The organism is Sphingobium sp. YBL2 (genome assembly GCF_000943805.1).
GTDB lineage: Bacteria > Pseudomonadota > Alphaproteobacteria > Sphingomonadales > Sphingomonadaceae > Sphingobium > Sphingobium fuliginis.
On the sequence record NZ_CP010954.1, the window covers coordinates 3997716 to 4024120 of the forward strand.

At 62.8% G+C, this 26405-nt stretch carries 23 protein-coding genes; 17 read left to right on the top strand and 6 right to left on the bottom strand.

Annotation, left to right across the window (positions count from 1 at the left end):
- Positions 1-69 precede the first annotated feature (69 nt).
- The 11 genes from TZ53_RS18430 to TZ53_RS18475 all read left to right on the top strand — a co-directional run bounded on the left by TZ53_RS18430 (position 70) and on the right by TZ53_RS18475 (position 15552).
- Positions 70-2751 carry a LuxR C-terminal-related transcriptional regulator gene (locus tag TZ53_RS18430; RefSeq protein WP_235600745.1) on the top strand — a complete coding sequence of 894 codons (2682 nt, stop codon included), beginning with the start codon at positions 70-72 and terminating at the stop codon, positions 2749-2751.
- A gap of 83 nt (positions 2752-2834) precedes the next feature.
- Entirely contained in the window at positions 2835-3764 is a 930-nt protein-coding gene (locus tag TZ53_RS18435; protein WP_044662268.1) for a 3-keto-5-aminohexanoate cleavage protein, read from the top strand.
- Entirely contained in the window at positions 3764-4858 is a 1095-nt protein-coding gene (locus TZ53_RS18440; RefSeq protein WP_044662269.1) for a CaiB/BaiF CoA transferase family protein, read from the top strand. Before TZ53_RS18435 ends, TZ53_RS18440 begins: the two co-directional genes overlap by 1 nt.
- A gap of 288 nt (positions 4859-5146) precedes the next feature.
- Entirely contained in the window at positions 5147-7528 is a 2382-nt protein-coding gene (locus TZ53_RS18445; protein WP_044662270.1) for a TonB-dependent receptor, read from the top strand.
- Between the two features lie 100 nt (positions 7529-7628).
- Entirely contained in the window at positions 7629-8636 is a 1008-nt protein-coding gene (locus TZ53_RS18450; RefSeq protein WP_044662271.1) for an LLM class flavin-dependent oxidoreductase, read from the top strand.
- A complete protein-coding gene (cofH, locus tag TZ53_RS18455) occupies positions 8633-10972 on the top strand; it encodes a 5-amino-6-(D-ribitylamino)uracil--L-tyrosine 4-hydroxyphenyl transferase CofH (RefSeq protein ID WP_044662272.1) in 2340 nt (779 codons plus the stop codon). Before TZ53_RS18450 ends, cofH begins: the two co-directional genes overlap by 4 nt.
- Before the next feature lie 43 nt (positions 10973-11015).
- Positions 11016-11672, top strand: a complete 657-nt coding sequence (gene npdG / locus TZ53_RS18460) for an NADPH-dependent F420 reductase (protein WP_044662273.1) — start codon at positions 11016-11018, stop codon at positions 11670-11672.
- A 10-nt stretch (positions 11673-11682) separates the two neighbouring features.
- The gene (locus TZ53_RS27600) at positions 11683-11835 is read left to right on the top strand and encodes a coenzyme F420-0:L-glutamate ligase (protein WP_235600746.1); all 153 of its coding nucleotides are present in this window, start codon (positions 11683-11685) and stop codon (positions 11833-11835) included.
- Positions 11836-12121: 286 nt separating this feature from the next.
- Positions 12122-12508, top strand: a complete 387-nt coding sequence (locus TZ53_RS27605; protein ID WP_235600747.1) for a 2-phospho-L-lactate transferase CofD family protein — start codon at positions 12122-12124, stop codon at positions 12506-12508.
- Between the two features lie 393 nt (positions 12509-12901).
- On the top strand, positions 12902-13822 hold the full coding sequence (locus tag TZ53_RS18470) for a TIGR03619 family F420-dependent LLM class oxidoreductase (RefSeq protein WP_044662274.1): 921 nt from the start codon (positions 12902-12904) through the stop codon (positions 13820-13822).
- 74 nt (positions 13823-13896) lie between these two features.
- Positions 13897-15552 carry an FAD-dependent oxidoreductase gene (locus TZ53_RS18475; RefSeq protein ID WP_044662275.1) on the top strand — a complete coding sequence of 552 codons (1656 nt, stop codon included), beginning with the start codon at positions 13897-13899 and terminating at the stop codon, positions 15550-15552.
- A gap of 94 nt (positions 15553-15646) precedes the next feature.
- Here the strand turns inward: TZ53_RS18475 and TZ53_RS18480 are convergent, their stop codons facing one another.
- Genes TZ53_RS18480 through TZ53_RS18490 form a run of 3 tightly spaced genes read right to left on the bottom strand, consistent with a single transcriptional unit; the run spans position 15647 to position 18809 of the window.
- Positions 15647-16723 (bottom strand): LLM class flavin-dependent oxidoreductase, encoded by a 1077-nt coding sequence (locus TZ53_RS18480; RefSeq protein WP_044663146.1) that lies wholly within the window; start codon positions 16721-16723, stop codon positions 15647-15649.
- A gap of 59 nt (positions 16724-16782) precedes the next feature.
- Positions 16783-17856, bottom strand: a complete 1074-nt coding sequence (locus tag TZ53_RS18485; protein ID WP_044662276.1) for an aromatic ring-hydroxylating dioxygenase subunit alpha — start codon at positions 17854-17856, stop codon at positions 16783-16785.
- A gap of 14 nt (positions 17857-17870) precedes the next feature.
- Positions 17871-18809, bottom strand: coding sequence for a Rieske (2Fe-2S) protein (locus TZ53_RS18490; RefSeq protein ID WP_044662277.1), 939 nt, complete (start codon positions 18807-18809; stop codon positions 17871-17873).
- A 78-nt stretch (positions 18810-18887) separates the two neighbouring features.
- Here TZ53_RS18490 and TZ53_RS18495 point away from each other — a divergent pair, with 78 nt between their 5' ends.
- Positions 18888-19541 carry a TetR/AcrR family transcriptional regulator gene (locus tag TZ53_RS18495; protein ID WP_235600748.1) on the top strand — a complete coding sequence of 218 codons (654 nt, stop codon included), beginning with the start codon at positions 18888-18890 and terminating at the stop codon, positions 19539-19541.
- Between the two features lie 32 nt (positions 19542-19573).
- Here the strand turns inward: TZ53_RS18495 and TZ53_RS18500 are convergent, their stop codons facing one another.
- The 3 genes from TZ53_RS18500 to TZ53_RS18510 all read right to left on the bottom strand — a co-directional run bounded on the left by TZ53_RS18500 (position 19574) and on the right by TZ53_RS18510 (position 21839).
- On the bottom strand, positions 19574-20077 hold the full coding sequence (locus tag TZ53_RS18500) for an ester cyclase (RefSeq protein WP_009823722.1): 504 nt from the start codon (positions 20075-20077) through the stop codon (positions 19574-19576).
- Between the two features lie 38 nt (positions 20078-20115).
- Positions 20116-20433, bottom strand: a complete 318-nt coding sequence (locus tag TZ53_RS18505) for a 2Fe-2S iron-sulfur cluster-binding protein (protein WP_044662279.1) — start codon at positions 20431-20433, stop codon at positions 20116-20118.
- Positions 20434-20522: 89 nt separating this feature from the next.
- Complete coding sequence (locus tag TZ53_RS18510) at positions 20523-21839, bottom strand: sulfotransferase family protein (protein ID WP_235600749.1); 1317 nt, start codon at positions 21837-21839, stop codon at positions 20523-20525.
- Between the two features lie 124 nt (positions 21840-21963).
- Between TZ53_RS18510 and TZ53_RS18515 the strand changes: the two genes are divergently transcribed.
- The 5 genes from TZ53_RS18515 to TZ53_RS18535 all read left to right on the top strand — a co-directional run bounded on the left by TZ53_RS18515 (position 21964) and on the right by TZ53_RS18535 (position 26401).
- A complete protein-coding gene (locus TZ53_RS18515; protein ID WP_044662281.1) occupies positions 21964-22842 on the top strand; it encodes a helix-turn-helix domain-containing protein in 879 nt (292 codons plus the stop codon).
- Between the two features lie 121 nt (positions 22843-22963).
- On the top strand, positions 22964-23755 hold the full coding sequence (locus tag TZ53_RS18520; RefSeq protein ID WP_044662282.1) for an SDR family NAD(P)-dependent oxidoreductase: 792 nt from the start codon (positions 22964-22966) through the stop codon (positions 23753-23755).
- Between the two features lie 63 nt (positions 23756-23818).
- Positions 23819-24340: a VOC family protein gene (locus tag TZ53_RS18525; RefSeq protein ID WP_044662283.1), complete on the top strand. Its 522-nt coding sequence runs from the start codon at positions 23819-23821 to the stop codon at positions 24338-24340.
- Positions 24337-25101: a tyrosine-protein phosphatase gene (locus TZ53_RS18530; RefSeq protein WP_044662284.1), complete on the top strand. Its 765-nt coding sequence runs from the start codon at positions 24337-24339 to the stop codon at positions 25099-25101. The genes TZ53_RS18525 and TZ53_RS18530 overlap by 4 nt, the downstream gene beginning before the upstream one ends.
- Before the next feature lie 19 nt (positions 25102-25120).
- On the top strand, positions 25121-26401 hold the full coding sequence (locus TZ53_RS18535; RefSeq protein WP_238320075.1) for a DUF1214 domain-containing protein: 1281 nt from the start codon (positions 25121-25123) through the stop codon (positions 26399-26401).
- The last annotated feature ends 4 nt before the right edge of the window (positions 26402-26405 follow it).

Genomic DNA, 26405 nt, shown 5'->3' on the forward strand with positions numbered 1-26405 from the left:
TAGATTCATCGCGCAGAATATATTTCGCATAACAAACGAATCGCGCCACCCGCGCTAGGAGAGAAGAGCATGACCGTTGTGCCCACAGCTATCTTGCCGCCGCGTTCGACTCATATGCCGATCCGGCGTGCTGCATTGGTGGCGCTGACGGAAAGAGTGGCGCAGTCGCGCATGACCGTGGTGTCTGCGCCGGCTGGGAGCGGAAAAACGACCGCAATGCTGTTCTGGGCGGATGAACTCAGGGCGCAGGGGCGCCCCGTTTTGTGGCTCGCGGCAAGGGCCGGCATTGAAAGCAAGCGGTCATTCCTCCAGGCGCTCAAGGCCGCAGGTATTGCGGCCGGTATGCCCTGGGATGCACTGGACAGTAACGCGTCTGACGCAAGCTGGCTATCCGTGCTTGCGACGATGGGCAGTGTAAGGCCGGTTATCATCGTTGACGACGCGCAACTTCTGGCGAAACCGATTCTGGAATTCCTGGCGCAACTATCATCGAGCGCGCGCGACGCATTGACGATCATCATCGCCGCACGCGGGACGGTCGGCCTGTCGCTGGCGCGTATGCGTGCGCTCGGATTTCTGGTCGAAGTGGGCGTCGCCGATCTGTCCTTCACCTTGGCGGAAGCGACGGAACTGGTCACGCGGTCAATCGGGACGCCGGTGGATTCGCGAGACCTTCAGGACATTGTGGGCGATACCCAAGGCTGGGTTTCCGGTATCGTTATTGCCTGCGATCTCTATCGCCGCACCAGCGACAGCGCGGTCAAGCTCCGGCTGACTGGCCTGCGCCCCGAATTTGCCGAGTATTTTCATGATGAAGTGTTAAGTTTGCAACCGGACGACGTCCGCCGCTTCCTCGTCGACACTTCGATCCTCGATGAATTGACGCCTTCCGCCTGCGCCGCGGTAACCGGCGACGAAAATGCGCGCGCGATGCTGGACCATGTCTTTCGTGAAGGCTTGTTTCTGAACGCGATTGATCAGGAACATAGCCGCTATGCCTATCACCGGCTGTTCCGCGAAATGGTGTTGGGCCGGCTGATCGATCGGGCACCGGACCGCGCTGCCGTCATGCATCGACGGGCGAGCGAATATTTTGCCGAAGCCGGCCAGCTTGCCCTGGCGATCGAACATGCGCGGCTGAGCGGGGACAAGGCGTTTCTCGCCGACCAGTTGGATCGCTTGGCCGAGGGGCTGACCTATTCGGGCTATCTCTACCGCATCGACGAACTCGGCGCGGAACTGCCCTGGCCGATCCTGGCCGAACGGCCTAATCTGCTCCTGGCTCTGGCCTGGAGACGCATCCGCCAACTGGCCTTTTCATCGGCTGACAGGCTGATTTCCGCTGCGCGGCAGGCCTATGAAGCGAAGCGCGAGGCCCAGTCCCTGCCCGCGCACGAAATTGAGCAACTGGACCTGCTGATCCGCCATCGCTTCGTCATGCTTGCGGCGGCGCGAGACGACATGGTCAGGGTCGAGGCCGATTCGGAGCCGCTGCTCGCCGAACTGGCCGACAGCCATGCCTATCTCAGCTGCACCTTGCTGGCGCAGCTCATGTCGGCGCGGCGCGAACTTTATCATTTTCAGGACATGCTCAAGCTGGAGGCGGAAACCAGCCGCGCTCTGTCGCGTCCCGGCTCGGCCTTCGCATCCATCGCCCTGAAGGCCTCGGTCGCGCCGACCATGATGGCGCAGGGCAAGATTCCCTTGGCGCGACGCTTTCTGGAAGAGGCCTTCGCGTTAGCTGTTGAAATCCATGGCGCAGGTTCCGGTCTGGCCGCGCTGCCCGCGTTGCCGTTGGCCGAACTTCTTTATGATGCAGGCGACCTTGAACAGGCGGCGGAACTGGCGGACCAGTATCTGCCAGTCGTGCGGCAATGGGGATTTTCCGATCAGATGGCGTCCGGCTATTTGGTCAGCGCGCGCCTGCGGGCGGCAAGGGGCGATCTGCCCAGCGCGCTTTCGACGCTTAACGATGCCCATCTCGTGGCGATCGAATGCGGGCTTGATCGTCTGCGCTCCTTCATCGTGGCCGAAGAGGTGCGGCTTTTGATCAAGGCGGGGCAGATCGACGAGGCGGAGCAGCATTTCCTGGCGGGCGATCCGCAACTGGACGGCGAACCCATTCCCACCCTGCACCCGACGCGGCGCAATGAGAATATCGCGATCGCCTGGCTCAGGATCGAGATGCAGCGCCATCGGCTGGGCCGAGCGCGCAAGGTCGCCTATCGGTGGCTGGAATTCGTCAAACGCGCGGGAGCGGTCCGGTCCGCCGTGATCTTCGAATTGCTGCTGGCGGAAATCGCGGTGCTTCAGGGCAACCGGTCCGAGGCGCGCAGGGCCGTTCGCGCTGCCGTAGAGATGGCCGAACCGGCCGGCTGGGTGCGGGTCTTCGTCGATGAGGGGGAAGTCATCGCGTCTCTCATCATCGAAGCCTATTCGCAGGGGCCGGAACTGGAAACGCCCGCTGATCGCTTCGCCGTCCGCCTTGTGTCGATGCTGCGGCGGGGACCGCAGATCGAAGCGGATGAAGAAGAGGAGGATGATTTCGGCCTGACCGGGCGCCTCGCCAACCGGGAAGTCGACATTTTAACGATGGTGAGCGGAGGCCTGCGCAACCGGGAAATCGGCGACCGTCTCGGCCTGACCGAAGGCACCGTCAAATGGTATATGCAGCAAATCTACGACAAGCTGGGCGTGCGCCGTCGGCCGCAGGCGGTTCTGCGGGCGCGGCAGCTCGGCATCTTGCCCTGAAGCGCGCGCCGCTTCCTATCGAAGGATAGATTGCGCCGTTCGCGCAACCTGCGACCGGCGCAATCTGCGCGAAAGGAAATATCATGGCAAAACGCAAGGTCATCATCAGCTGCGCGATTACAGGCGCAATCCACACGCCCTCGATGTCGCCCTATCTGCCCGTGACGGCGGAGGAGATTGCGGCATCGGCGGTCGGCGCGGCGGAGGCGGGCGCCGCTATCATCCATCTCCATGCGCGCAATCCCGTCGATGGGCGCCCGGACCAGAATCCCGACCTGTTCGAACCTTTCCTTAAGGTCATCAGGCAGCGTACCGACGCCGTATTGAACCTGACTACGGGCGGGCACCCCTCCATGACGGTGCAGGAACGGATTCGTCCCGCCCAGACTTTCGCGCCGGAAGTGGCCAGCCTCAATATGGGGACTATGGGCTTTGGTCTGTTCCCGATGCTGGATCGCTACAAGTCGTTCAAGCATGACTGGGAACCCGCCGCGCTCGAAGCATCGCGCGACCTGGTGTTCAAGAACACCTATGCCGACATCGAACATCTACTGACCACCTTGTCGCCGCTGGGCACGCGCTTCGAATTCGAATGCTATGACACCAGCCATCTCTATAATCTGAAATATTTTCTCGATCGCGGCCTCGTCAAGGCGCCGTTGTTCATCCAGACCTGCTTCGGCATATTGGGCGGCATCGGCAGCCACCCCGACGATATCATGCATATGAAGCGGACGGCCGACCGGCTGTTCGGCGATCAATATGAATGGTCCGTGCTGGGGGCCGGCGCGCGCCAGATGAGCATTGTCGCGATGGCGGCATCCATGGGTGGTAATGTCCGTATCGGTCTGGAGGATTCGCTGTGGGGCGGCCCGGGTAGGCTCGCCGAGACCAATGCGGAGCAGGTGAAGACTGCGCGGCAGATCGTTGAAGGCATGGGTCTTGAAATCGCCACGCCCGATGAGGCGCGCGCCATGCTGGACCTCAAGGGCGCGGACCGGACGAATATCTGATGACGGAAAAAAGCGGGCCGCTGGCCGGTATTCGCCTGCTGGAGATCGACGCGATCGGCCCCGTACCGCTCGCGGCGATGCTGTTGGCCGATATGGGCGCCGAGATCGTCCGCATCGCCCGGCCGCCATCGGCCGCGGCGGGAGATTGGGATGATGTCGGTGGGGACATCCTGCACCGCAGCCGGGTCGTGACCTATCTGGATCTCAAGCAGAACGCGGATCGCGAACAGTTGCTCGCATTGATCGAGCGGGCGGACGGGCTGATCGAGGGATACAGGCCCGGCGTCATGGAACGCCTCGGCGTCGGTCCCGATGTCTGCCTGGCGCGCAATCCGCGGTTCGTGTTCGGACGAATGACAGGCTGGGGCCAGTCCGGGCCGCTTGCGCTGCGGGCGGGCCATGACATCAATTATCTGTCGATCACCGGCGCGCTCCACGCGATGGGAGAGCGACAGGGTACGCCGCCAGTGCCGCTCAATTTGGTGGGCGATTATGGCGGTGGCGCCATGTTCCTGATCTTCGGTCTGTTGAGCGCATTGCTGGCGGCGCAACGGACGGGCCGGGGGCAGGTCGTCGACGCCTGTATCACGGACGGCGTCGCGTCGTTGATGAGCCTGTTCTACGCATGGCAGCCCAAGGGTTTGTGGGAAGATGCGCCCGGCTCCAATCTGCTGGACGGTGCGGCACCCTTCTACCGCTGTTATGAATGCGCGGACGGACGGCATGTCGCGGTGGGATGTCTGGAACCGAAATTCTTTGCCCAGATGGTGGACGGATTGGGTCTCTCCGACAAATGTTATGACCAGAACGACCGTGAAGGCTGGTCCGCGATGCAGGTTGAATTTGCCGCGGCATTTCTGACCAGGAGCCGGGATGAGTGGGCCGCTCTGTTTGCTGCGAGCGACGCTTGCGTGACGCCGGTTCTGTCAATGGAGGAAGCGCCCCGGCACGCGCATAATGAAGCGCGGGGGACTTTCGTACGGCGTCATGGAGTGGTCCAGCCATCGCCGGCGCCCCGCTTGTCCCTCGACGCGGGTGTCATTGGCGAGCCGTCCGTCGCGCCCGCCGCGGACCTGATCGCGGCTTGGTCTTAAGGCGCGGATCGCGCCAGGACAGCGGCATTCACCTCCGTAGGAAACTTGCTTGGATCAGGGCGGGGCGTTCGCCGGGTCGCTTGCCGTGTCGAACGGCAAGACCGGTGCGCGGCGGCTTGTCGCGCCGCTGCGGCGCAAATGCCACATCGAGACCAATTATGTCTGATCCATATAAATCCTGTCCAGCGATAGGTGGTAAATCGCGACCAATGTCGATTTTGCCACACGCGATCAGGCCTGCGTTACGCGCAGGTCGCACCGAAAAATTGGTTAAATGGGAGGATTTTTATGCGATTGACCGCACTGAAGTTGGCATTGGTTGCGAGCGCCGCAGCGGTGGCATTTCCCTCATGGGCGCAGTCCGTCGCTTCGGCCGCGCCGCAGGCGGATGGTGCGAATGCCGGTGACATAGTTGTCACGGCTCGCCGCCGGGAAGAACGACTGCAGGACGTTTCGGTTTCCATTTCCGCTTTTTCATCAGAGGCGCTGGAACGCAGCACCGTCCAGACGGTAAGCGACGTCAAGACGATCGCGCCCGGCTTCACCTTCTCGTCCGAAGGGGGCAAGGACAATGTCGCGCTGACCCTGCGCGGCATCGGCCAGTTGCCCCTGGGCGAGGTGACGCCCGGCGTCGTCATCTATCTCAACGACACCCCTTTGCCGTCGGTCGGCTCGAACGTCCCGACCTATGACATTGGCAGCATTCAGGTGCTCAAGGGGCCGCAGGGCACGCTGTTCGGCCGCAACACTTTGGGCGGCGCGGTCGTGATCGGCAGCCAGAAGCCGAGCTACGCCTTCGAAGGCTATGTTGAGGGCACCTATGGACGCTTCGATTATCGCGAACTGGAAGGCGCGGTGAATATCCCGATCATCGAGGACAAGGTCGCTTTCCGCGCTGCAGGCCAGATCCGTCGTCAGGACCCCCGAACGATCGCCTTCGACGGCGGTCCGGGATTCGACAATATCCATCAGGACGCCTACCGTCTCTCGCTGCTGGTCGAGCCGTTCGAGGGCCTCAAGAGCACCACCATCTATGAATATTTCAAAGGCGACGAACTCGCTGGCGGTCTCTATTTGCTGCGCGAGAATTTCCCCTTTGCGGTGCTGGGTCTGGGCGTCGTCGAACCACAGGTGCAGGCGGCTTTGCAGGCACAGAAAGCCAATCGCCGCGGGTCGTTCGACGGCGGCATCAACGGCGGCGCGGCCTATCGCAAGACCACGTCGATCACCAATGATACCTCCTTCAGCTTCGGCGATCTGACGCTACGCAACATTTTCGGCTACCGGAAGAATTACAGCTATCAGTTGATCAACACCGGCGGGCTGCCGCAACTGCAAATTCCCACGGGTCTGCCATCTCCCGCGCCCTCGGCCGTGCCGTTTACCCTGTTCACGGCGTCTTCCGTGCTGGATCGGCAATATCTGACGAATGAAACCCAGTTGCTGGGCGATTTTGGCTCGTTCAACTTCATCGTCGGCGCCTTCTATAATAATGATAAGCCCGACGGCCCCAGTGGATCGCAGTTCACGGCATTTTCGGTGGGCGGAGTCCCGGCGCCTGCGGTGACAGCCCACGTCCGCAACAAGAACTGGGCGGTCTATGGTCAGATCGGGTATGAATTCACCGACAAGCTGAAGCTCAATCTCGGCGCGCGCTACAGCTGGGACAAGGTGTCGGCCTGCGGCGGCACCATCGGCACGACCTATGTCGACGAATCCACCTGCCTCAGCACGGCCGCCCTGGGTCTGGCCGACGGCGTCGGCACCGTATCCAACAAGGGCGAGGAGCCGAGCTGGACCATCGGCCTCGACTATAAGGCGACCCCGGACTGGCTACTCTATATCGTGTCGCGGCGGGGCTATCGGGGCGTCAATGTGAACACGCCGCTGTTCGAAACGCCCTTTACCACGGGCGGCACGAATCCGGCCTGCGTGGCGACCGGAGGCGTCTGCGCAGACCTTCGTCCCTTCCAGAAGACGGGGGAGGAAACAATCACCGACGTGGAGATCGGCTCCAAATATGACTATCATGTCGGGTCCGCACGTGGGCGCCTGAATCTGGCCGCCTATTACAGCAAATATAAGAATGCGCTTCAGTTCCTGAATACGCAGACGACTGTCCCGAACGGCGCGCCGGATTCGCCGACCAACGGCTCCCTGGCCGCCAATGTCGCCGATCTGCGGATCTGGGGCGTCGAACTGGAGGCGTCCATCAGCCCCGTGCGCAGCCTCACCGTCGGTTTCAATGCCGCCTATACCAATGTGAAGGTGGAAAGCCTGACCGTTCCCGCAGGACTGCCTTCGACCATCGTGCTGGGCGAGGGCCAGATCAACAAATATTCGCCCAGTTTCTCCGGCACGGCCAGCGTGAGCTGGACCCTGCCGATTCGCCCGGCTGACGGCGATGTGGTGGTCAACGCCGACCTGTTCATGACCGACGATTTTGGCGGTCAGAATGGCGAAAAGCTGCCGGGTTACCAACTCGCCAACGCGCGTCTGGACTGGCGTGGAATAGGCGGCACGGGCCTTGATCTGGGCATTTATGTGAAGAACCTCTTCAACGAGAAATATTTCTCGGCTTCCAGCGTTCTTCTGCCGTCCTTCCCAACCAGTTCGGTCTATGCCGGCGATCCGCGGACGTGGGGCATCACGGCCAAATATACGTTCTGACGCGCCCGTGAGAGGGGAGGGGTGAGCGACCTGGCCGCCTCCCCCCTCTACAAGGACAGGTTTGCAGCGAGACGGCAGGGCGTAGGAAGTTCCGGAGAGGATGACCATGAAGCTGGGCATATGCAGCATGTGGGGGGACCGGCTGGACGGATTTCGCGAAGAGGTCCGTCTTGCCGCCGATCTCGGTTTTGAGCTGATCAGCGTGGGCGATTCGCCGGCGGGTTGGCACGAACTCTATGTGTCGCTGACGCTCGCTGCGCTTGACGCGCCGAAGGCGACTTTGGCGCCGCTGGTTACCTCGCCTTTCATGCGGCATCCGCTGGTGACGGCCTCCGCCCTCAGCACTATCGACGATCTCTCTGGCGGGCGCGTGGCGCTAGGCCTGGCGACTGGCGGTAGCACGGTCATGGCGATCGGCCGGTCGCCCGCGACGCAGCGAGAGATCCGCACGGAACTGGCTGTGTTGCGGGACCTGTTCGCCGGACGGCCGACGCAGATGAACGGCGCGCAGATCACGCCGCTTCGTTTCGCCCGCCCGATTCCGATCTATTATTCCGCTTTCGGTCCCAAGGCGCTGGCGCTGGCGGGCGAACAGGCCGACGGCGTCATATTGTTCGCGGGCGAACGCCATCTCGACGCGCTGAAGGACCGGATCGACACCGTCCGGGCCGCGGCGCAGGCGGCGGGCCGCGATCCCCTGTCGATCGATATCTGGGTCGTTTCCTTCGCCTCGATCCGCCCCACCCGGGCCGAGGCCATAGACGATCTCAAGGCGTTCATCGTCGTCAACGGCATGGCCTTCCGCACGCCCGAAACCCTGGCGCGTGTCCCGACGCAGTTTCGCGGCAAGATCGACGCCTTGCACGCGCGCTATGATCCGACCGAGCATGTGGTCGTGGGCGGCAGGAATGTGGCCCTGATGGAGGAATTGGGTTTGACCGAGTTTCTGGCGGACTTCGATACGCTGGCGGGACCGGTCGATGCGGCGGTGGACATGTTGCGGCGCATGGAGGCGATGGGCGTCTCGACCTTCATCGCGGCCTTGCCCGGGCACGCCGCGCCGCTAGAAACCATTCGCGGGCTTGCCCAAGCGCGGAGTATGATGTGACACTGGATCTACTGCATCTCAGCGAAGACGAAGCGGCGGGCATAGCGACGGTGCTGCGATCCCGGTCGCTTGACGACATGATGGCGACGGCGGAGGCGATGACGGTGGCGGCGCATGGCCATCGCGTGACCTATTCCCGCAAGGTTTTCATTCCCCTCACCAAATTGTGCCGCGACGTGTGCCACTATTGCACCTTCGCCACCACGCCGGCCCGCGCGGGTGATGCCTATCTTGGCAGAGACGAGGTTCTGGCCATCGCCCGCGCGGGCGCGGGCGCCGGTTGCCGGGAAGCCCTCTTCACGCTCGGCGATCGGCCGGAGGCCCGCTATGCCGCTGCGCGCGAAGCGCTCGCGGGGCTTGGGCATGACTCGACCCTGTCCTATCTGGCCGAAATGGCGGAACTGGTGTTCCGCGAGACGGGCTTGCTGCCGCATCTCAATCCCGGTCTGATGAACAGCGAGGACTATGCGCAGTTACGGCCTCATGCCGCCTCCATGGGAATCATGCTGGAAAGCAGCTCGAATCGTTTGTGCGTGCGCGGCGCCCCGCATTTCGGCTCGCCCGACAAGCAACCGGCCCTGCGATTGGCTGCCATCGAAGATGCGGGACGCGCGCGCGTGCCGTTCACGACCGGCCTGCTGATCGGTATCGGCGAAACCCGCGACGATCAGGTGGAGGCGCTGGTCGCCATTCGCGATCTGCATCGCCGCTACGGGCATATTCAGGAAGTCATCATCCAGAATTTCCGGGCAAAGCCGGGAACGCGCATGGCGGATCATGCCGAACCGTCGCTCGACGATCATCTCTGGGCCATCGCCGCCGCGCGGATCATCCTGGGGCCTGAGATGACGATCCAGGCGCCGCCCAATCTCCACGATCGCGTCGATCTGACGCCGCTGATCCGGGCCGGCGTCAATGACTGGGGCGGGGTGTCCCCCGTGACGCCCGATCATGTGAACCCGGAGGCGCCCTGGCCGCATCTGGAGATATTGGAGGACGCTACCAAAGCCGCAGGCCACATATTGATGCAGCGGCTCGCCATCGGCCCGCGTCATGCCCTTGCCGCGCGGAATTGGGCTGCGCCAGCCATCGCCACCCAGATCCTGCGCGCCATCGACGGGCGGGGCTTGCCCAAGGTGGACGAATGGTCCGCGGGACATGGCGATCCCGCGCCCGACATCATGGTGATGGAGCCGGTTCTCGCCTCCCGATCGATCCTGTCCATCCTTGACGCTGCGGAGGAGGGTGAACGGCTGAGCGAATCGGACATTGTGACCCTGTTCGATGCCGAACAGGATGATTTCGCCGCCATCGTCGACCGGGCCGACCGGTTGCGGCGGCAGGCCGTGGGCGACACGCTGACCTATGCGGTCAACCGCAACATCAACTATACCAATATCTGCCTCTATAAATGCGGCTTCTGCGCCTTTTCCAAGGGCAGCACCAAGGCCATGCGCGGTCCGGCCTACAGGCTCGATATGGAAGAGGTCGGACGCCGTGCGGCCGAAGCCTGGGATCGCGGTGCGACCGAAGTCTGCCTGCAGGGCGGGATTCATCCCGATTATGACGGGCATACCTATCTCAATGTCCTCAAGACGGTGCGCGAGGCCGCGCCGGATATCCATATCCATGCCTTTTCGCCGCTCGAAGTGACGCATGGCGCCCGCACGCTCGGCCTGCCGCTGGAGGATTATCTGGCGCGGCTTAAGGAAGCGGGGCTGTCCACGCTGCCCGGTACGGCGGCGGAGATACTGGACCCCGAAGTTCGCGATATCATCTGCCCGGACAAGGTGACAGCGGACGAATGGATCGAGGTGATGCGCGTGGCCCATGGGGTGGGCCTGCGCAGCACGGCCACGATCATGTTCGGCCATGTCGAGGAATATAAGCATTGGGCGCGCCATCTGCTGCGCATTCGCGGATTGCAGGAGGAGACGGGCGGCTTCACCGAATTCGTGCCGCTGCCCTTCGTCCATATGGAATCGCCGATATGGCGCAAAGGGCTGGCGCGATCGGGGCCGAGCTATCGCGAAGCGGTGCTGATGCACGCCGTGGCGCGCATCGTGCTGCATCCGGTGATCCCCAATATCCAGGTGTCCTGGGTGAAGATGGGGCCGGAGGGAGCCGCGGCGATTCTGAAGGCGGGCGCCAATGACATGGGCGGTACGCTGATGGATGAATCGATCACCAGGGCTGCCGGCGGCGTCAACGGGCAGGAATTCGGCCCCAGGGAAATGCAGGCCCTGGCGGCATCTGTCGGGCGACCTGTGCGCCAACGCACCACGCTTTACGAGCCGGTGCGACCTCGTCGCGCCGTCTTGGCTGAACCATCGTGAACGATCTGCCACATCGTTCGCCAGTTCCATTGAAGGACAATATATGACTCTTCCCGCCATTGCCGTCGTCGGCGGCACCGGTAATCTGGGCGCTGCGATCGCCTGGCGGCTGGCGCGTGCCGGCTATCCCGTGACGATCGGATCGCGCAACGCCGAAAGCGCGGAAAAGGCCGCCGCGGAATTGGGGCATGGCCTGCGGGCTGGCGCCAATGTGGATGTCGTCGCGAATGCGGACATCATCATCGTGACGGTGCCCTTTGGCGCGCAGGAGGCGACGCTTCGCGACATCGCACCGCATGTCGTTGGCAAGTTGGTCGTGGATACGACCGTTCCCCTCGTTCCGCCCAAGGTGATGCGGGTCCAGTTGCCCGATGAAGGCTCCGCCGCCCAAAAGGCGCAGGCGGTGCTGGGAGAGGGCGTGACACTCGTGTCCGCGTTCCACAATGTCGCCGCGCACAAGCTGGCCAAAGACATCGATGTCGGCTGCGACGTGCTGGTCTTCGGCGACGACAAGGATGCCCGGAGTCGCATCGTGGCGCTGGCCGATGCCATGGGATTGAGGGGACTCCACGGCGGCGCGCTTGTAAACTCGGCGGCCGCTGAAGCACTCACGTCGATCCTCATTTTCATGAACAAGACCTATAAGGTTGACGGCGCGGGCATCCGTATCACAGGAGATTTGATCCCGCCCGAGGCTTGAGGTGTATTCGATGATCGAAATCGTACCGTTGACCGGAATTGGGAAGGTCAAACCGGGCGATGATCTGGCGGACATCCTGCATGTGGCGTTGGACCGGTGCCGTGTCGAACCCCGCGCCGGCGACCTCCTGGTCGTGACGCAAAAGATCGTGTCCAAGGCATAGGGCGGTTTATGTCCCTGGCTGACGTAGAGCCCGTGAAGAGGCGCGGCGCCTGGCCAATATCACGCGCAAGGATGCGCGGTTGGCGCAACTGGTGCTGGATAAGGCGAAAGCTGGAGCTTCATGGCGGCCCTTCGCGAATTAGGCGGGGAGGACTGGTTTCAGCTCGGCGACGGCGACTTGGCGCTCCATGTGGCGCGGACCCATGCCGTGACGCGGAGGGCGATGTCTGTCGCAGATCACGGCGCGATTTGCCGACCAATGGGGCATCGCCACTCGGATACTGCCCATGAGCGACCAGGCGGTAGCCACGATATTGGATACGGCCCAGGGACGGCTGGAGTTTCAACGCTATTTCGTCGAACAGCGTTGCGCGCCGGCCGTGCGGCACATCATGTTCGAGGGCGCGACGCACGCCGTTCCAGCCCCCGGCGTCTTTGATGCTATCGAGTCGGCCGACGCGATATTGTTCGCTCCATCCAACCCATTTCTCAGTATCGATCCGTTGCTCGCGGTGCCCGGCATAGGCTCGGCGATCAAACAGACGAAGGCACCCCTCATCGCCGTGTCTCCGCTCGTTGGCGGCACGGCGGTCAAGGGCCCAACCGCCAAGCTGATGCAGGAATTGAGCATGGCGGTCGATAATGATAGCATCGCACGGCATTATGCGGGCTGATAACCGCCATCTTGATCGATGGCGGAGACCGTTGCGAGCCCCCGGACATCGTCGTTGGGCGTTGCACGACCCTGATGACGACCCAGGGTGACAAGATTCGCATGGCGGTGGCGTCGGCGATGGCCGCGCGAGGCATGACCTGTCTGTCCGATGTGAATGCGATCAATTCCTTATATCTTCTTGCGCCGACGGAAGTATCCGAATGGCCGTCGCATTGGTTGCCCGACAGCGGCAGAGGCCTTAATCCAGAGTTGGAGGGCGCGCGCTTCATAATATGTTTTGGGCAGGGCAAGACTGAAATCTTGACCTGCGCTATCCTTCCCAAGGGAAGGTGTGGTCGAAACGATCCCGGCCATTCTGCCAGCCAATCTGGAAATCAGGGAGGATCGGTCGATGAAACTGAACGTGGGCGTGCCCAACAGCATGCATGTCGCGGCTATGACGCAAGCTTGGGAATATAGCCTGACCGGGGACGACATCGGACAGGCGATGGCGACGGCCGATCGACTGGGCTTCAACAAGTGCATGTTGGGTGAACATTTCATCATTCCGCAGGAGCATATTGGCCTGTCGGGCGACCATTATGTCCATGGCACGGTTGCCCTCTCCTTTCTGGCCGGCCGCACCAAGACGATGAAATTAAGTTCTTCGGTGTCGATCCTGCCGCTGCAGAGTCCGATCGTCCAGGCCAAGGCCTGGTCGACCCTCGACTGGCTGAGCGGCGGACGGGCCACGGCCCTGTTCGGGGTCGGCTGGCTGAAGGAAGAGTTCGACATGCTGAATGTCGATTTCCACCAGCGCGGACGCATGGCCGATGAGTATATCGCCGCGATCATCGAATTGTGGACGTCGGAAAAGCCCGAATTCGAAGGCGAATTCGTTCAGTTCAGGAATGTCGGTTTCGCGCCCAAGCCGGTGCAGCAGCCGCGCTTGCCGATCTGGCTTGGGGGCGACGCCGAACCGGTGCTCAGGCGGGTTGCGAAATTCGGCGATGGCTGGTCGCCCTTCCGCACTCCACCGGAAAAATTCCCCGAATGCCTCGATTTCATCCGTTCGCAGCCGGAATATGACGGGCGGCCGATCGACCTGTTCTTTGCGCTGGAAATGCTCAATGTCGGCGCCCATCATGAGATCATGGACGACCCGCGCGCGCCCGGAACGCGGGATGCGCAAAAGGTCATCGATCAGGTGGGCTGGCTGAAGGAGTTGGGGGTCAATGAAACCATCGTTCCGCTGCCGCCGGGGATATCCGGGCTGACCGAATATCTCGATCGGCTCCAGTGGGTGGCCGAGGAAATCATGCCCAAAATCTGAAACCTGCCGGGGGAAAGTCGCGGACGGCTGCGCTTTTTCCCCCAGGATATCGAAAGAAGGATCGGGAGGACGTGATGGTCCAATATGATGTTGTGGTGGTCGGATCGGGCGCGGCCGGGATGACGGCGGCGATCAGGGCCGCGTCTGCCGGGCTGTCGGTTCTCGTGCTGGAAAAGGCCGAACATTTCGGCGGTACGACATCGGTTTCGGGCGGCGGCATCTGGATCCCCGACAGCCCGCAGGCCAGGGCGGCCGGTGTCCAAGACAGTCGCGCCGTGGCGCGCCAATATGTGCTGGACGTCATCGGACCGACGGCCGATCCCGCGCTGATCGACGCTTATCTCGATGCCGGTCCGGAGATGGTGGAATGGCTGGACCAGAACAGCCAGGTGCATTTCCTGCTCTCGCCGCCCAGCAGCGACTGGTATCCGGAAGTCCCCGGCGCGGCCGATCATGGCCGCCTGCTTTCGCCGCAGGAATATGACGGCAAGAAGCTGGGCGATCATTTCGCCGATCTTCGTCCAGCGCGCGAAGAGTTCAACGCGCCGGGCGGCTTCATGATCGATCTGTTCGATCTCCCCTATCTGGCCGAAATGCCCTCACCCAAGTCGCTGTTCCATTTCGGCAAGCTGGCCGCGAAATTCGGCCTGGATAAGGTTCGTCGCTATCCGCGCGGCACGCGGCTGACCATGGGCAATGCGCTGGCGGCGCGGCTGATCCGGTCGGCGATCGATGCCGGCGTCACGCTCCGCAAGGATGCGGCCGTCGACCGGCTGCTGGTGAAGGCCGGCCGGGTGACCGGCGTGCGCGTCAATGGTGAGGAAATTGACGCAAGGGTGGGTGTTCTTCTGGCGTCCGGCGGTTTTTCGGCCAGCGAGCAGTTGCGCAAGGCGTATATTCCATATGCCGAGGAGCATGTCTCGATCCTCCCCTATGAAAATACCGGCGACGGGATGAATATGGGGCTGGAGGCCGGGGCTTCGCTGGACGGCGACAATCTGGTCAATGCCGTCTGGGCCGTCGTGTCGAAGATGACGCGGCCAGACGGCTATGTCGCGCGCTACGCCCATCTGATCGACATGTCGAAGCCCGGCTGCATCGCGGTCGATGCCAAGGGCGAGCGGTTCGGGAACGAGGCTTCGGTCCATTTCGTGGAGGCCATGCACAAGAGCGGCACCGTGCCCGCCCACATCATCGGCGACGCCGCCTTCATCAAGAAATATGGCATGGGCATGGTCTATCCCGGCGGTGGCGGCCTGAAAAAGCTGATCGCGGCGGGCTATGTCACGGAAGCGCCCAGCCTGCGCGAACTGGCCGGCAAGATCGGGGTCGATGCCGATGGCCTGTTGGCGACGGTAGCGAAGATGAACCGCTATGCCGAGACCGGCAAGGATCCGGATTTCGGCAAGGGCGACACGCAGATCGACATCGAGATCGGCGATCCCAAGCACAAGCCCAACCCGTGCCTGGGCCGGGTGGAAACCGCGCCCTTCTATGCCATCAAAATCCATCCGGGCGACGGGTCGACGACCGTGGGCCTCAAGATCGACGCGCAGTGCCGCGTGATCGGCACCGATGGCGCGCCGGTGGAGGGATTGTTCGCCGCAGGACTCGACGCCAATTCCATTTGGCGCGGCAAGTCGCCGGCCCACGGCTGCAATGTCGGCCCGGCCATGGTGACCGGATTCATCGCGGGCAAAGCCATGGCCGAGTCACTGGTGCCGGCCTGACCCTTTTTGAATGAGGCGAAACGGCAGAAGCCGGGATCGGGTTATCCCTGATCCCGGCTTCTGCCGTTTCAATTTCTGAGATGGCTGTGGGCTGCTACGCCGGTTCGGCAACCATGCCCGCCCGCGTCCGGGCGGTCGCCACCAGCTTGAACAGGCCCGCATTATAGTCGGTCAACTGCTCCATGGTCAGGTCCCGATAGGGCGTCATCGGGCAAAGCGAATCCACAACATCCCAGAACGGCTCGATCTTTTCGAGCACTTCGTCCACCGGCCCGCAGGTCACGAAGGCTTCGACCATATCGTCGGAAACATTGCCGATGACCTTGCCGATATCGCCATGCTCGCCCAGGCTGAGCTGGCAGGCGCGGGCCTGATCGCCGAAGCCGATCGCCTCGAAGAAGGGCTCATATTCCTTGTAGCCCGAATAGGCCGCAACGGTGGCGCGGCTGTCGTCGATCGCCCTCTGCTTGTCGTCATTGACCGCGATCCACGGCCAGGCGTTGATTTCGATATCCCCGCGCTTGCGGCCATATTGGGCCAGCGTGTCGGTGATGAAAGGCAGGCGGCTCTTGGTATAGGCTGCCGACCAGAGGGCATGGACCATCAGGCCGTCGCCGACCTCCAGCGCCAGCGCGGTCATCTTGTCCTGCAGCGCTGCGATCCAGATCGGGATTTCCTCCCGCACCGGCGGGGCGGTCAGCATCATTTCCTCGAAATCGGCGGAGAAATATTCCCCTGCGACCGGATCGAGCCCCTTATGCGCGTTGGCGATGACGTAGCGGATGACCTTGACGCTTTCGCGCAGGTGCGACAGCAGCTTGCGTTCCGGCTCCCCATACATGCCCGTGACGCAGCTCTTGATGCTGGAGCCCAGCCCCAGCACGAAACGGCCATTGGAAATGCGATCGACGTCCATCGCCGCATAGGCGGTCTCCACCGGACTGCGCGTTCCCGCGATGGCGACGCCCGTGCCGACCTTCAGGCTGTTTGTCAGTGCGGCGGTGGCGGCCATCGGCACGAAGGGCGGCCCGTAAATCTGCAGCGAAAAGCAGCCCTCGAAACCCGCCTGTTCCATCTGCTGGCCGATACCCGCCATGGCGGGGGCTGGCAGGGTAGGCATGACGGCCCACCAGCGGCGTTCGCCGCCGACGGCATTGACGAGCGTGGACATGGCGTCTCCGAAAAGAAAAAAGAGCGGACGCTGCCGTCCGCCCATGGGGAGAGATCAGATCAGAACTGGAACAGTTCCTTGCGCAGGCCAATGATGTCGCTGCAATCGGCGCTGACATTGTCACGATAGGCGAAATCGCCATTCGCCTGCCGGTCCGCAAGCTCCATCATCGCCATGCGATAGCGCTGCCCAGCCTGGTCGAACTTGCTGTGCAGGTCCTTGCGGTCGGTATGGCGCATGTAGCGCGGGCTTTGCGGGGACGTCATGTAGCTGTCCTGCCGCGACACCTTGTAGCCTGCCTTGGGCATGACATGACGGAACATCAGTCCCGCGTTGGACGTGTTCATGACCATTTCCATCCGCGTGCGGTCCCGCGTTTCAGGCGTGCAGGGGTGGAACAGCGGCACATCGTCGCCGGGGCTGAACCGGCCATAGGCGATGGCGCAGTGCGAACGCAGATAGATGCGGATCACCTGCCGCACATTCTGGGTCGGCTGCTTGATGCCGCTGAAAAACTTCATCACCGGCGCGACCGACTTGTTGACGCAGGTGCGGACCATCGTGACGGTCTCGCTGTCGTAGAAGGTTTCCACTGTCTCGCTGTCCGACCGTTCGTCGCCGACGACATCGGCGTGCAGGAAGTCGGCATGGGTCAGGTCGATCAGATTTTCCAGGCTGATCGGCGCTGAGCTTTCGAAACGGACGGTCGCGGTCATGTGGCGCGGCAGCCCCCCCTTGGGCGGGAGGAAGGGCAGGCTGGGCAAATGGCGGGGATCGGCGGCCAGCGGATTGCCGAACCATACCCAGACGACGCCATAATGTTCCATAACCGGATAGCGGCCCTGGGCGTTGGTGAACTCGCTCTTGTCGCGGGCGATTCGCTCATTGGGATGGAACTCGCTCGCCACGGCGACGCCATTGTCGCGCCACAGGAAGATGGGGTGTGAATAGACGGCGCGACGGACGGGCTTGCCGGTCACGGAATAATCATGCGCTACCGGAAACCAGCTGTCGCGCATCACCAGATTATGCGGCACCCAGCGGTTGATGGCATTCAGCGCGATCGGGCTGCCACCCGATGGCGCGGCGGAAATATCGTCGTGCGAGACGGGACGATCGGCGGTTTCGAGCATCTTCAAATCCTCCTTCAGGCCGCTACGGTCTGATCGTGGGGCGCGGGCGTGGTTTCCAGCATCACCTTGCGCAAATCCTCGCCGTGCAGCGAGACGGTGGGCTTGGTGGCGCGCAATTTCGATCCGTCGACCGACGCGAGCACCGACAGCGGATTGATACCGCGCAGCACGGCGCCGCGCACGCCTGGACGGCGCACGCCCAGTTCGGCCCGCCAGCGGACGGCTGTCACCCCCCGCGCCGAGGGCACGGGCGATAGGACGGCGTGGAGCAGATCGTTGAATTGGTCGTCGCGCAGTGTCAGTTGCGTTTCGCCGGTCAGCGGATGGGTGCGCGTCAGCAGGGTGAGCGGGAATTCGGCCACGAAATGGGACGGCCAGTGCAGCGGATGCCATTGGCAGTTGCGCTCCATCACCAGCAGGCCGTTTTCCTCGTGCAATTCCGACATCAGATAGGGGCTGAAGCGGACGCCGCGGATCGACAGGATCAGGCTGGGGTCATCATAGAGAGCGTTCAGATATTCCTGATGGCTGCAACTGACGTTGACAGTGCCGACATAGGTATATTTCGGGTCGGCGCTGAGCGGTGCCTGCGCCTTGGGATTGAGGCAGACCCGCACGAAGCCGGCCTGTTCGGTCACCGCAAAGGCATTGGCCTTGTAGATCGGCGGGAATTTCTGCTGATCCTTCATGTTCGGGATTTCTTTGAGGCGCCCCGTCTCGCCGTCATAGCTCCAGCCATGATAGCCGCACTGGATCTGGCCATTGTCCCGGATGCAGCCGAGCGACAGAGGCGCGCGACGATGCGGGCAGCGATCCTCCAGCGCGCGGGCGATACCCTGATTGTCGCGCCACAGCACGACTGGCTGATCGCCGATGTCGACGGACAGGGGCTTTTGAGAGGTCACTTCCTCGGACCGTGCGACAGCCCACCAAAGATCAGAATCGAGACTCATAGCGCTATCCACTCTCCTTTCCATTAAATTGACGGATGACAATTTATATGTCAACGTCTTTTCGCTATGGATTTGCTGATGCTCGATCGCCCCCAGCGCACACGCGGTCGCCCCGCGCTCAATGCCGCCCAAGCCGTGGACGAGGACAAGTTACTGGGTCTGGCCTTCGCGACCTTCGCGGAACGCGGCTATGAGGGTACGACGCTGCGTGATCTGTCGAAGCGGCTGGGGGTCAGTCACAATCTCCTGAATGTCCGTTTTGGCCGGAAGGAAGATTTGTGGGTACGCGCGGTCGACTGGCGGATGGCGCAGGCCTCGCCCTTCGTCGAAGCCGCCTTTGACGAACCGGCCGATCCGGAAGTTCGGCTGCGCCATCTGATCCAGCGTTTCTGCCTCTGGGCGACGAACAATGGCGATATCGTGTCGCTGACCAATGTGGAAGGTTGCCGTTCGACCTGGCGGCTGGATCATATCGTCGAACATTTCGTGCTGCCGTTCCAGAAACGGCTCGACGGCCTGCTCGACGCGGTGCGGCTCCAGCGGCCGGTTCATGGCTTGTCGACGGCCGCATTGATGGCGCTGCTGGTGCAGGGGGTCGGCTATTATTTCTGCGCCGTGCCGATGCAGGAACGGCTGGGGGCTGGGCGGGAAGTGGATGATGTCCATGCCGCCGAACATGCGGACAGGCTGGCCGCCTTCCTGCTCGCTGCCCTCCTTCCGCCGGTCGCCTGACCGGAGCGGAAGAAGAACAGTAGCACATCCGTTTACTTGTAGGGATCGACCGGCTGGGGGACTTCCACCACGCCGATGTCTTTCAGCATGGTCAGCACGTCGGAAATGCTGAAGATGCTGACGATCTTGTCGTCCTTGAACTTGACGATCGAGAACCAGTTAACCTGAAACTCGTTGCCGGTCGGCTGCACGCCCATATAGGGACCGCCGACATGCTTGCAGTAGTGGGTGGCGTAGATCCAGATCTCGTCGTCGCCCTTGCCCACCGCGTCGATGGTCTTGTAGGCGGCGGGGAAGAAGGTCTTGTAGAGCGCGACCGGCGAGGTCTTCCACTCTTCATAGGTGCCCAGATCCGGCCGGTTGGGGTTGCCGTACCGGAAATCGGGATGGAAAAACCGATCCATGCCGTCAAAATCGCCGGCGTTCAGGGTTTCCTGCAGGTCGGTCCAATGCTTGACCATCTGCTTCTGCTTGTCGGTCAGTACGGTCGAATCCGACACGTCCAGCTGTTCACGAATATCTTCTTTCCAGGCCACGATAGTCCTCTCTCATACATTCAGGATTGGTGTTGTGCTCAGTCTTCAGGAGCGATGGTGATCGTAAGGCCCGACAGGGCTTCCGTCATCATGACCTGACAGGACAGGCGTGAATAGTCGTTGCGGTGCGGCGATCCATCCAGCAGATCGCTTTCGTCGTCCGATACCGGGGGCAGGGATTGAGCGAAGGCCGGGTCGACATAGACATGGCATGTCGCGCAGGAACAGCAGCCGCCACACAGCGCCAGCAACTCATCGAAACCGGAATCTCTTATGGCTTCCATTACCGAGGTATCGGCGGATGCATTGATCGTCTGCTGTGCGCCGTCACGGGTAATGACATTCAATTCGGGCATGGCATTCCTCTGGTGGAATCGAAAGTAATGCCCCTGCTAATCAGGGTGCGCGGATTTCCATCCTGTCGAAAGGCAGGTTGTGAGATGGGCTATTTCACCTCGACCTGCACCGGGAACCGATCGAAATAGAAAGCGAAAGGGCGGCGCAACTCCTCGCCGGTCACACGGAAATCGCGCTCCAAATCGTAAACGATCTTGCCCTTGGCCTGCTCGCCATGTTCGGCCAGATAGTCGTGCAGGTCGGCCAGAGCCTCATCGGTCAGCGGGATGCCGGCAATGCGATAAATCTCTTTCAGAATCGGATCGGGATTTTTGATCCAGTCATGAAAATAGACGTCGATCGTCTGGTCGGGGGGCAGGATGTCGCGATCCCGCACGCAGGCGCGGAGCAGCTTTTCATAGCGGTCGGGCCAGTAGCCGAGCGGCTCCTGAATATCGATCGTCTTGCGGAACATGCGCGCCGCATAGCTGTACATGGTGAGCTGGGACCGGATCGACCCGACCGGATCGCGATGGGTCAGGACGAAGGTGGCGTCGGGAAAGGTCTTATAGAGGGCGGGCAACTGCTCCATATGCTGGGGGCATTTGATGACCCAGCGGTTCGGTCCGTTCAGGAAGGTCAGGACCTGGAGGCCCTTCTTCAGATAGGCATAGGTGCCCGACTGGTCGTGGCTCAGATAATAGTCCCGCCAGCGCGGCACACGCGCCAGCCACTCGATCAGATAGGAGGAGAAATCGACCGCCTGAAGCTCGATATCCTCGCTGATATGATCGGGCGAAAATTCGTGCATGATCGCCATATAGGGCAGGATGGATTCCATCATCCGCCAGCCCTGTTCGGCCTTGGTCCAGCGCGGATTGCTATCCTCTTCCGTCGGGGTTTCGTCCGGGGCGGGAACCGGCGCGATCGCTTCCCACCAGGGCAACGAGCGGAAGCGGCGGTCTGCCGACAGCAGGCCGAGCAGATGCGTCGTGCCCGATCGGGGAAGGCCCGCGACGATGATCGGCCGGTCGATCTGAATGTCCAATATCTCCGGGTGGCGCTTCACTATGTCCTCGATTCGCAGGCGCGTCGCGGCAAAGCGGATCATCATCTGGAACAGATTGGCGCGCGTGACCGCAGAGGCGTTGGCATCCTCGTCCACCGCCTGGCACCAGACGGCCAGCCGTTCGCGAAAATCCTCCGCGCCGAAATCCGACAGCCCGGTCTGCGCCTGCGCTGCGGCCAGGATGACCTCCGGCTTCAGGACGATCTGGTCCGCCGCCGCCTCGGCCCCGGCGATCACCTGCTTCTGGACATCGGTCAGCACGGGGTGATGCAGGTCGGTAATGTCGATGATGTTCCGGCGCGCGGCCTCTTCCTGCCCGGCACTGCCCATGTCGCTCTCCTCTTTTCGATGCGCCATCTAAAAGCGCGGACCCTTTCTTCCGCAAGGTGCGCAGCCATCGCCGCCGCGCCAAATACTCCGCAAAAGCGCCATGCTAGGCAGCGATGGCGTCGCGGCAGGCGAAACTGTTCGGAGAGGTTGGATGCACGCTGTTTCCCACGTCTATGATCTGCCCGTCACGCCGGCCATGGAATGCACGGTCCGGGGTCGGATCGCGCTGCCCGGCGTGGTGATGGAATTGCATCATTATCGCTTCCGCGGCCAGCAGGGCGGGGTCTTTTCGTCGCCGCGCAGCTTTCTCGATCTTGCGCTATCCCCTCGCCCGGGTCGTCCTTGCGGCGGTTATGGCGGGATGGAACAGGGCAGGGCCAGCGCCCTGGGCGACGTGCTGTTCGTTCCGGCGCGAAGCGAACTGCATACCGAGTGGGGCGAGGGTGAGCAGACATCCATATGCTGCGGCTTCGACGGGATGGGCTTCGATCATGACGGGCCGGACCTGTCGAGCGACGCATTGCAGGCTTCGCTCGACGTGCGCAGTCCGACTGTGCGCGAGGCGCTGCGGCGTATCGCCGGCGAGATTGCGCAACCCGGCTTTTGCAGCGAGATGCTAACGCAGGCGATATGGCTTCAGGCTGCGATCGAATTGCAGCGCTATCTGCGTGGTTCGGCGCGCGATGGCGGAACGGGAGGAGGCGGCATGTCCCGAACCCAGCTTCAACGCATCGAGGATCGCGTCGAACAGCCGGGGAAACCCCCGTCCGTCGCCGAACTGGCGGCCGAATGCGGCCTTTCCACCCGCCATTTCTTCCGCCAGTTCAAGATCGCCACGGGACAGACGCTCACCCGCTACGTCGCCGACCGCAAGATCGGCCGGGCGAAGCAGTTGCTGCGTCAGGCCGGTCCGGCGATCAAGGTCATCGCCTGGGATTGCGGCTTCGACAGCGCGGCCGCCTTTTCGGCGGCCTTCCGCAAGGCGACCGGACTGACGCCGCGGCAATTCCGAGAGGGCGTGATGCATTGAAGCCAGGGCCGTTTCGCGATGGCATTGGCACGATCGCGAAACTGGGGCCGCTTGTTCATCGGCCCGGTCGCCAGCAATGTTGCGCCAAAGCGCCGCCGCCGTTCGAGCGGCCATCGGGAGAATGGACGTGCCGGAAAATCTGTTCGATCTGAGCGGCAAGGTGGCGCTGATCACGGGCGCCAATTCGGGGCTGGGTTTCGGCTTTGCCCGCGGTCTTGCCCGTGCCGGCAGCGACGTCGTCCTCTGGGGACGGCGCGCCGACAAGAATGAAGAGGCGGCGGCCGCATTGCGCGCGCATGGGGTGCGGGTCTTCGCCGATGTCGTCGATGTGTCCAGCGAGCCCGCGATCGTCGCCGGCTTCGCCCGCGCGCTCGATGCCATGGGCCGGGTCGACACGGTGGTCGCCAATGCCGGCGTCGCCAGCCGGGTGCCGTTCACCGACATGGACGTCGCCACCTATCGCAAGCTGATCGACGTCAATCTCGATGGCGCCGTCTTCACCCTGCGGGAGGGTGCGCGGCACATGAAGGCGCGCGCGGAAGCCGGCGACCCGGGCGGTTCGCTGATCATCTGCGGCAGCGGCTCGATCTTCCAGGGCGTGCCGACCATGGCGCATTACGGCATCGCCAAGGGCGCGCTCAACGCCCTTGGCAAGGCGCTGGCGGCCGAACTCGGTCCGATCGGCGTGCGCTGCAACGTCATCGCGCCGGGTTTCATCGAAACCGAAATGACATTTGCCGATCCGGAGGTCGGCAGGATGATCGCAGACGTGGTCGCAGCGAAGGCCCCGCTCGGGCGGGCGGGCAAGCCGTCCGATCTGGAAGGCGCGGTCGTCTATCTCGCGAGCGATATGGCGGCCTACCACACCGGCGACACGCTGGTCGTGGACGGCGGCAAGATGTCCGCCAACTGACCAAACGGCAGGTGCCGCGCCGGGCTTTTACGGCCTGACTGTCGATATTAGCAGGAGATATGCATGTTCGCCCGGCCCAACAGCCAGCATTGCCAGGTCGCCTATGTCACCAACGATCTCGACGCGGCGATGGCCGCGCTCAAGGACGCTTATGGCACGCCCGGCTTCTTCGAATTATCGAACATCCAGCCCGGCGAAGATCCGACCGGCAAGCCGGTGCTCAAGATCGCGCTGGCGGTGGTCGGCGGCGTCGAGGTCGAACTGATCGAGCCGGTGGGCGACACGGCCCCCTTGTTCAGCGATTTTCTGCCCGAGGGCGACGATCTGGCCATTCGCTTTCATCATGTCGCGACCCGGATCGACGGACCGCTTGCCCATTGGGACGCCCATGTCGCTTCGCTCGACCTCATGCGGCACCCGGTCGTGTTCGAAGGCGCGCTGGGCGACGCGCTGCGCTATATCTACACCGACGAGCGCGCGACGCTGGGCCATTATGTCGAGCATGTCTGGATGGCGCCCGACCTTCTGGCGCAGATGCGTGCCGTCATCCCTACCTATCCGCCCGTTGAAGGACTGACTGCATGACCATCGCCCTGTCCCGCCTCAATTTCCGCGACATAGGCGGCCTGCCGACCGCGGGTGGAGGGCAGGTCCGGTCCGGCATCCTGTTCCGCTCCGAAGGGCCGGCGAGTTTCTTCGAGGATCATCATGCGGAGCTGTCGGAGCTGGGCTTCCGCTCGGTGGCGGACCTCCGATCGACGATCGAAAGGGACGCGGCGCCGCATGGCTGGTGCGGCCCGGACTGCCGGATTCTCGACCTCGACATGAACACCGACCTGCGCGCGCAGGGGGAGGACATGTGGCTGTCGCTCGGTCGCGAGCCGACCGCCGCGCGCGCCATCGAGGTTATGTCGCATAATTACGGTCTCATGCCGCAGGCCTTTCTGCCGCATCTGTCGCGGATGGTCGATGCGCTGCTGGCGCAGGACACGCCGATGCTGGTCCATTGTACCGCCGGCAAGGATCGAACCGGCGTCGTCGTCGCCCTGTTCCTCGACCTGCTCGCCGTGCCGCGTCCCGTGATCATGGAGGATTATCGCAAATCCGATATATTCGGCCAGAATCTGCGCGTGTCGGGTCATCTCAAGCGCGATCTGCAAAAGACCTTCGGCTTCGTGCCGCCCGACGACATGGTGGCCATCCTGATCGGCGTACAGGATGATTTCCTTCTGAGCGCGCTCGATATGGTCGCGACGCGATGGGGCGGGATTGAAGGGTATTTCGAGGCGGCAGGCGTCGACGCGGAGCGGCGTACTGCGCTGAGGCAATTGCTTGCCACAGACTAGGCGGGAAATCTGCGCGGGCGTGCCGACCGTCCTCGCCGGGCTTCTGCTGCCGGGCGGGATCGCCGGTGCCTCCGTCGTCAACCGGAAGACTATGGTGGAGAATGAGATGAGCGACAACGGCATTTTCGAATGGGAAGATCTGCTCGACCAGCTTCGTCCACTGGGCCAGTTGATGCGCGATCGTATCCCGGAAAGGCTGCGCAGCGATCCCCGCGTCATGCAGGAATCGATGCGGCTGTTGCTGTCGGGCGTGCTGCGCACGACCAATGACGCGATCATGCATGATCGCAGTCACCCGATCTTCGTGCCCGAACTCAATATCTGCCAGAATATCTTTCAGCCCAATGCGGACACCATCTACAAGGCGGCGTTGATCGAAAAGGGCGGGACCTATCGCATCCGGGGGGATCGCGGCACGACGCGGATGATGATCCTGGCGCAGCTCGGCCCGGACACGCTGCGCACCGGGCAGCATCATCCCGCGCAGGATGCAAATGATTTCAACGACCTGCATATCGGTGCCGACGGAACCTTCGATGTCATCCTCTCGCCGACCCGGCCTACCGGCTATGAGGGCGACTGGTGGGAACTGAAACCCGCGACCGAGAAGCTGATGGTGCGGATCGTCGCCTGCGACTGGGGCGTCGAGCGCGAGCCGCGCTTCGGCATCGTGCGTTTGGACGCCGATCGCGCCGCCAAGGGGCGCCCCACGCTGGCGCAACTGGCGCACCGTTTCGCCGAGATTCCGGCCACGGCGACCGTCTGCGCTCTGGCCTTTCCCGACAAGGTGCAGAAGTTGCGCGACGAAGGGCTGATCAATATGCTGAAAGTCGTCGACTTCTCGCAGATGACCGGTCTTGCCCGGCAGTCCTATTATGAGGGCGCCTACGAGCTGGCTGATGACGAGGCGCTGATTACCGAGGTGCAGATCCCGAAGGAAGTCGACTACTGGTCGCTGATCCTGACCAACGAACTTTATGAGACGACCGACTGGTATCATAACCAGTCCAGTCTCAACGCGGCGCAGGCCGTGCTCGACGGCGACGGCTATTTCCGCGCCGTCATTTCCGCGCGCGACCCGGGCGTCCACAACTGGCTCGACACGTCGGGCTATGCCAGCGGCGCGGTGCAGGGGCGCTGGTTCAACACCGACGAGCGGCCCACGCCGACGACGAAGAAGGTCAAGCTGGCCGACGTGCGCAGCCATCTACCCGCTGACACCGTGCTGGTGACACCGGATGCGCGCGCGCAAGCGATCCGCGAACGTACGCTCCGCGCGCACACGCGTATCATCTGGTGATGGA

Coding starts and splice junctions, on each gene's coding strand:
- TZ53_RS18430 (WP_235600745.1), top strand. CDS start 70: ATGACCGTTGTGCCCACAGCTATCTTGCCGCCGCGTTCGACTCATATG.
- TZ53_RS18435 (WP_044662268.1), top strand. CDS start 2,835: ATGGCAAAACGCAAGGTCATCATCAGCTGCGCGATTACAGGCGCAATC.
- TZ53_RS18440 (WP_044662269.1), top strand. CDS start 3,764: ATGACGGAAAAAAGCGGGCCGCTGGCCGGTATTCGCCTGCTGGAGATC.
- TZ53_RS18445 (WP_044662270.1), top strand. CDS start 5,147: ATGCGATTGACCGCACTGAAGTTGGCATTGGTTGCGAGCGCCGCAGCG.
- TZ53_RS18450 (WP_044662271.1), top strand. CDS start 7,629: ATGACCATGAAGCTGGGCATATGCAGCATGTGGGGGGACCGGCTGGAC.
- npdG (WP_044662273.1), top strand. CDS start 11,016: ATGACTCTTCCCGCCATTGCCGTCGTCGGCGGCACCGGTAATCTGGGC.
- TZ53_RS27600 (WP_235600746.1), top strand. CDS start 11,683: ATGATCGAAATCGTACCGTTGACCGGAATTGGGAAGGTCAAACCGGGC.
- TZ53_RS27605 (WP_235600747.1), top strand. CDS start 12,122: ATGAGCGACCAGGCGGTAGCCACGATATTGGATACGGCCCAGGGACGG.
- TZ53_RS18470 (WP_044662274.1), top strand. CDS start 12,902: ATGAAACTGAACGTGGGCGTGCCCAACAGCATGCATGTCGCGGCTATG.
- TZ53_RS18475 (WP_044662275.1), top strand. CDS start 13,897: ATGGTCCAATATGATGTTGTGGTGGTCGGATCGGGCGCGGCCGGGATG.
- TZ53_RS18480 (WP_044663146.1), bottom strand. CDS start 16,723: ATGTCCACGCTCGTCAATGCCGTCGGCGGCGAACGCCGCTGGTGGGCC.
- TZ53_RS18485 (WP_044662276.1), bottom strand. CDS start 17,856: ATGCTCGAAACCGCCGATCGTCCCGTCTCGCACGACGATATTTCCGCC.
- TZ53_RS18490 (WP_044662277.1), bottom strand. CDS start 18,809: ATGAGTCTCGATTCTGATCTTTGGTGGGCTGTCGCACGGTCCGAGGAA.
- TZ53_RS18495 (WP_235600748.1), top strand. CDS start 18,888: ATGCTCGATCGCCCCCAGCGCACACGCGGTCGCCCCGCGCTCAATGCC.
- TZ53_RS18505 (WP_044662279.1), bottom strand. CDS start 20,433: ATGCCCGAATTGAATGTCATTACCCGTGACGGCGCACAGCAGACGATC.
- TZ53_RS18510 (WP_235600749.1), bottom strand. CDS start 21,839: ATGGCGCATCGAAAAGAGGAGAGCGACATGGGCAGTGCCGGGCAGGAA.
- TZ53_RS18515 (WP_044662281.1), top strand. CDS start 21,964: ATGCACGCTGTTTCCCACGTCTATGATCTGCCCGTCACGCCGGCCATG.
- TZ53_RS18520 (WP_044662282.1), top strand. CDS start 22,964: ATGGACGTGCCGGAAAATCTGTTCGATCTGAGCGGCAAGGTGGCGCTG.
- TZ53_RS18525 (WP_044662283.1), top strand. CDS start 23,819: ATGTTCGCCCGGCCCAACAGCCAGCATTGCCAGGTCGCCTATGTCACC.
- TZ53_RS18530 (WP_044662284.1), top strand. CDS start 24,337: ATGACCATCGCCCTGTCCCGCCTCAATTTCCGCGACATAGGCGGCCTG.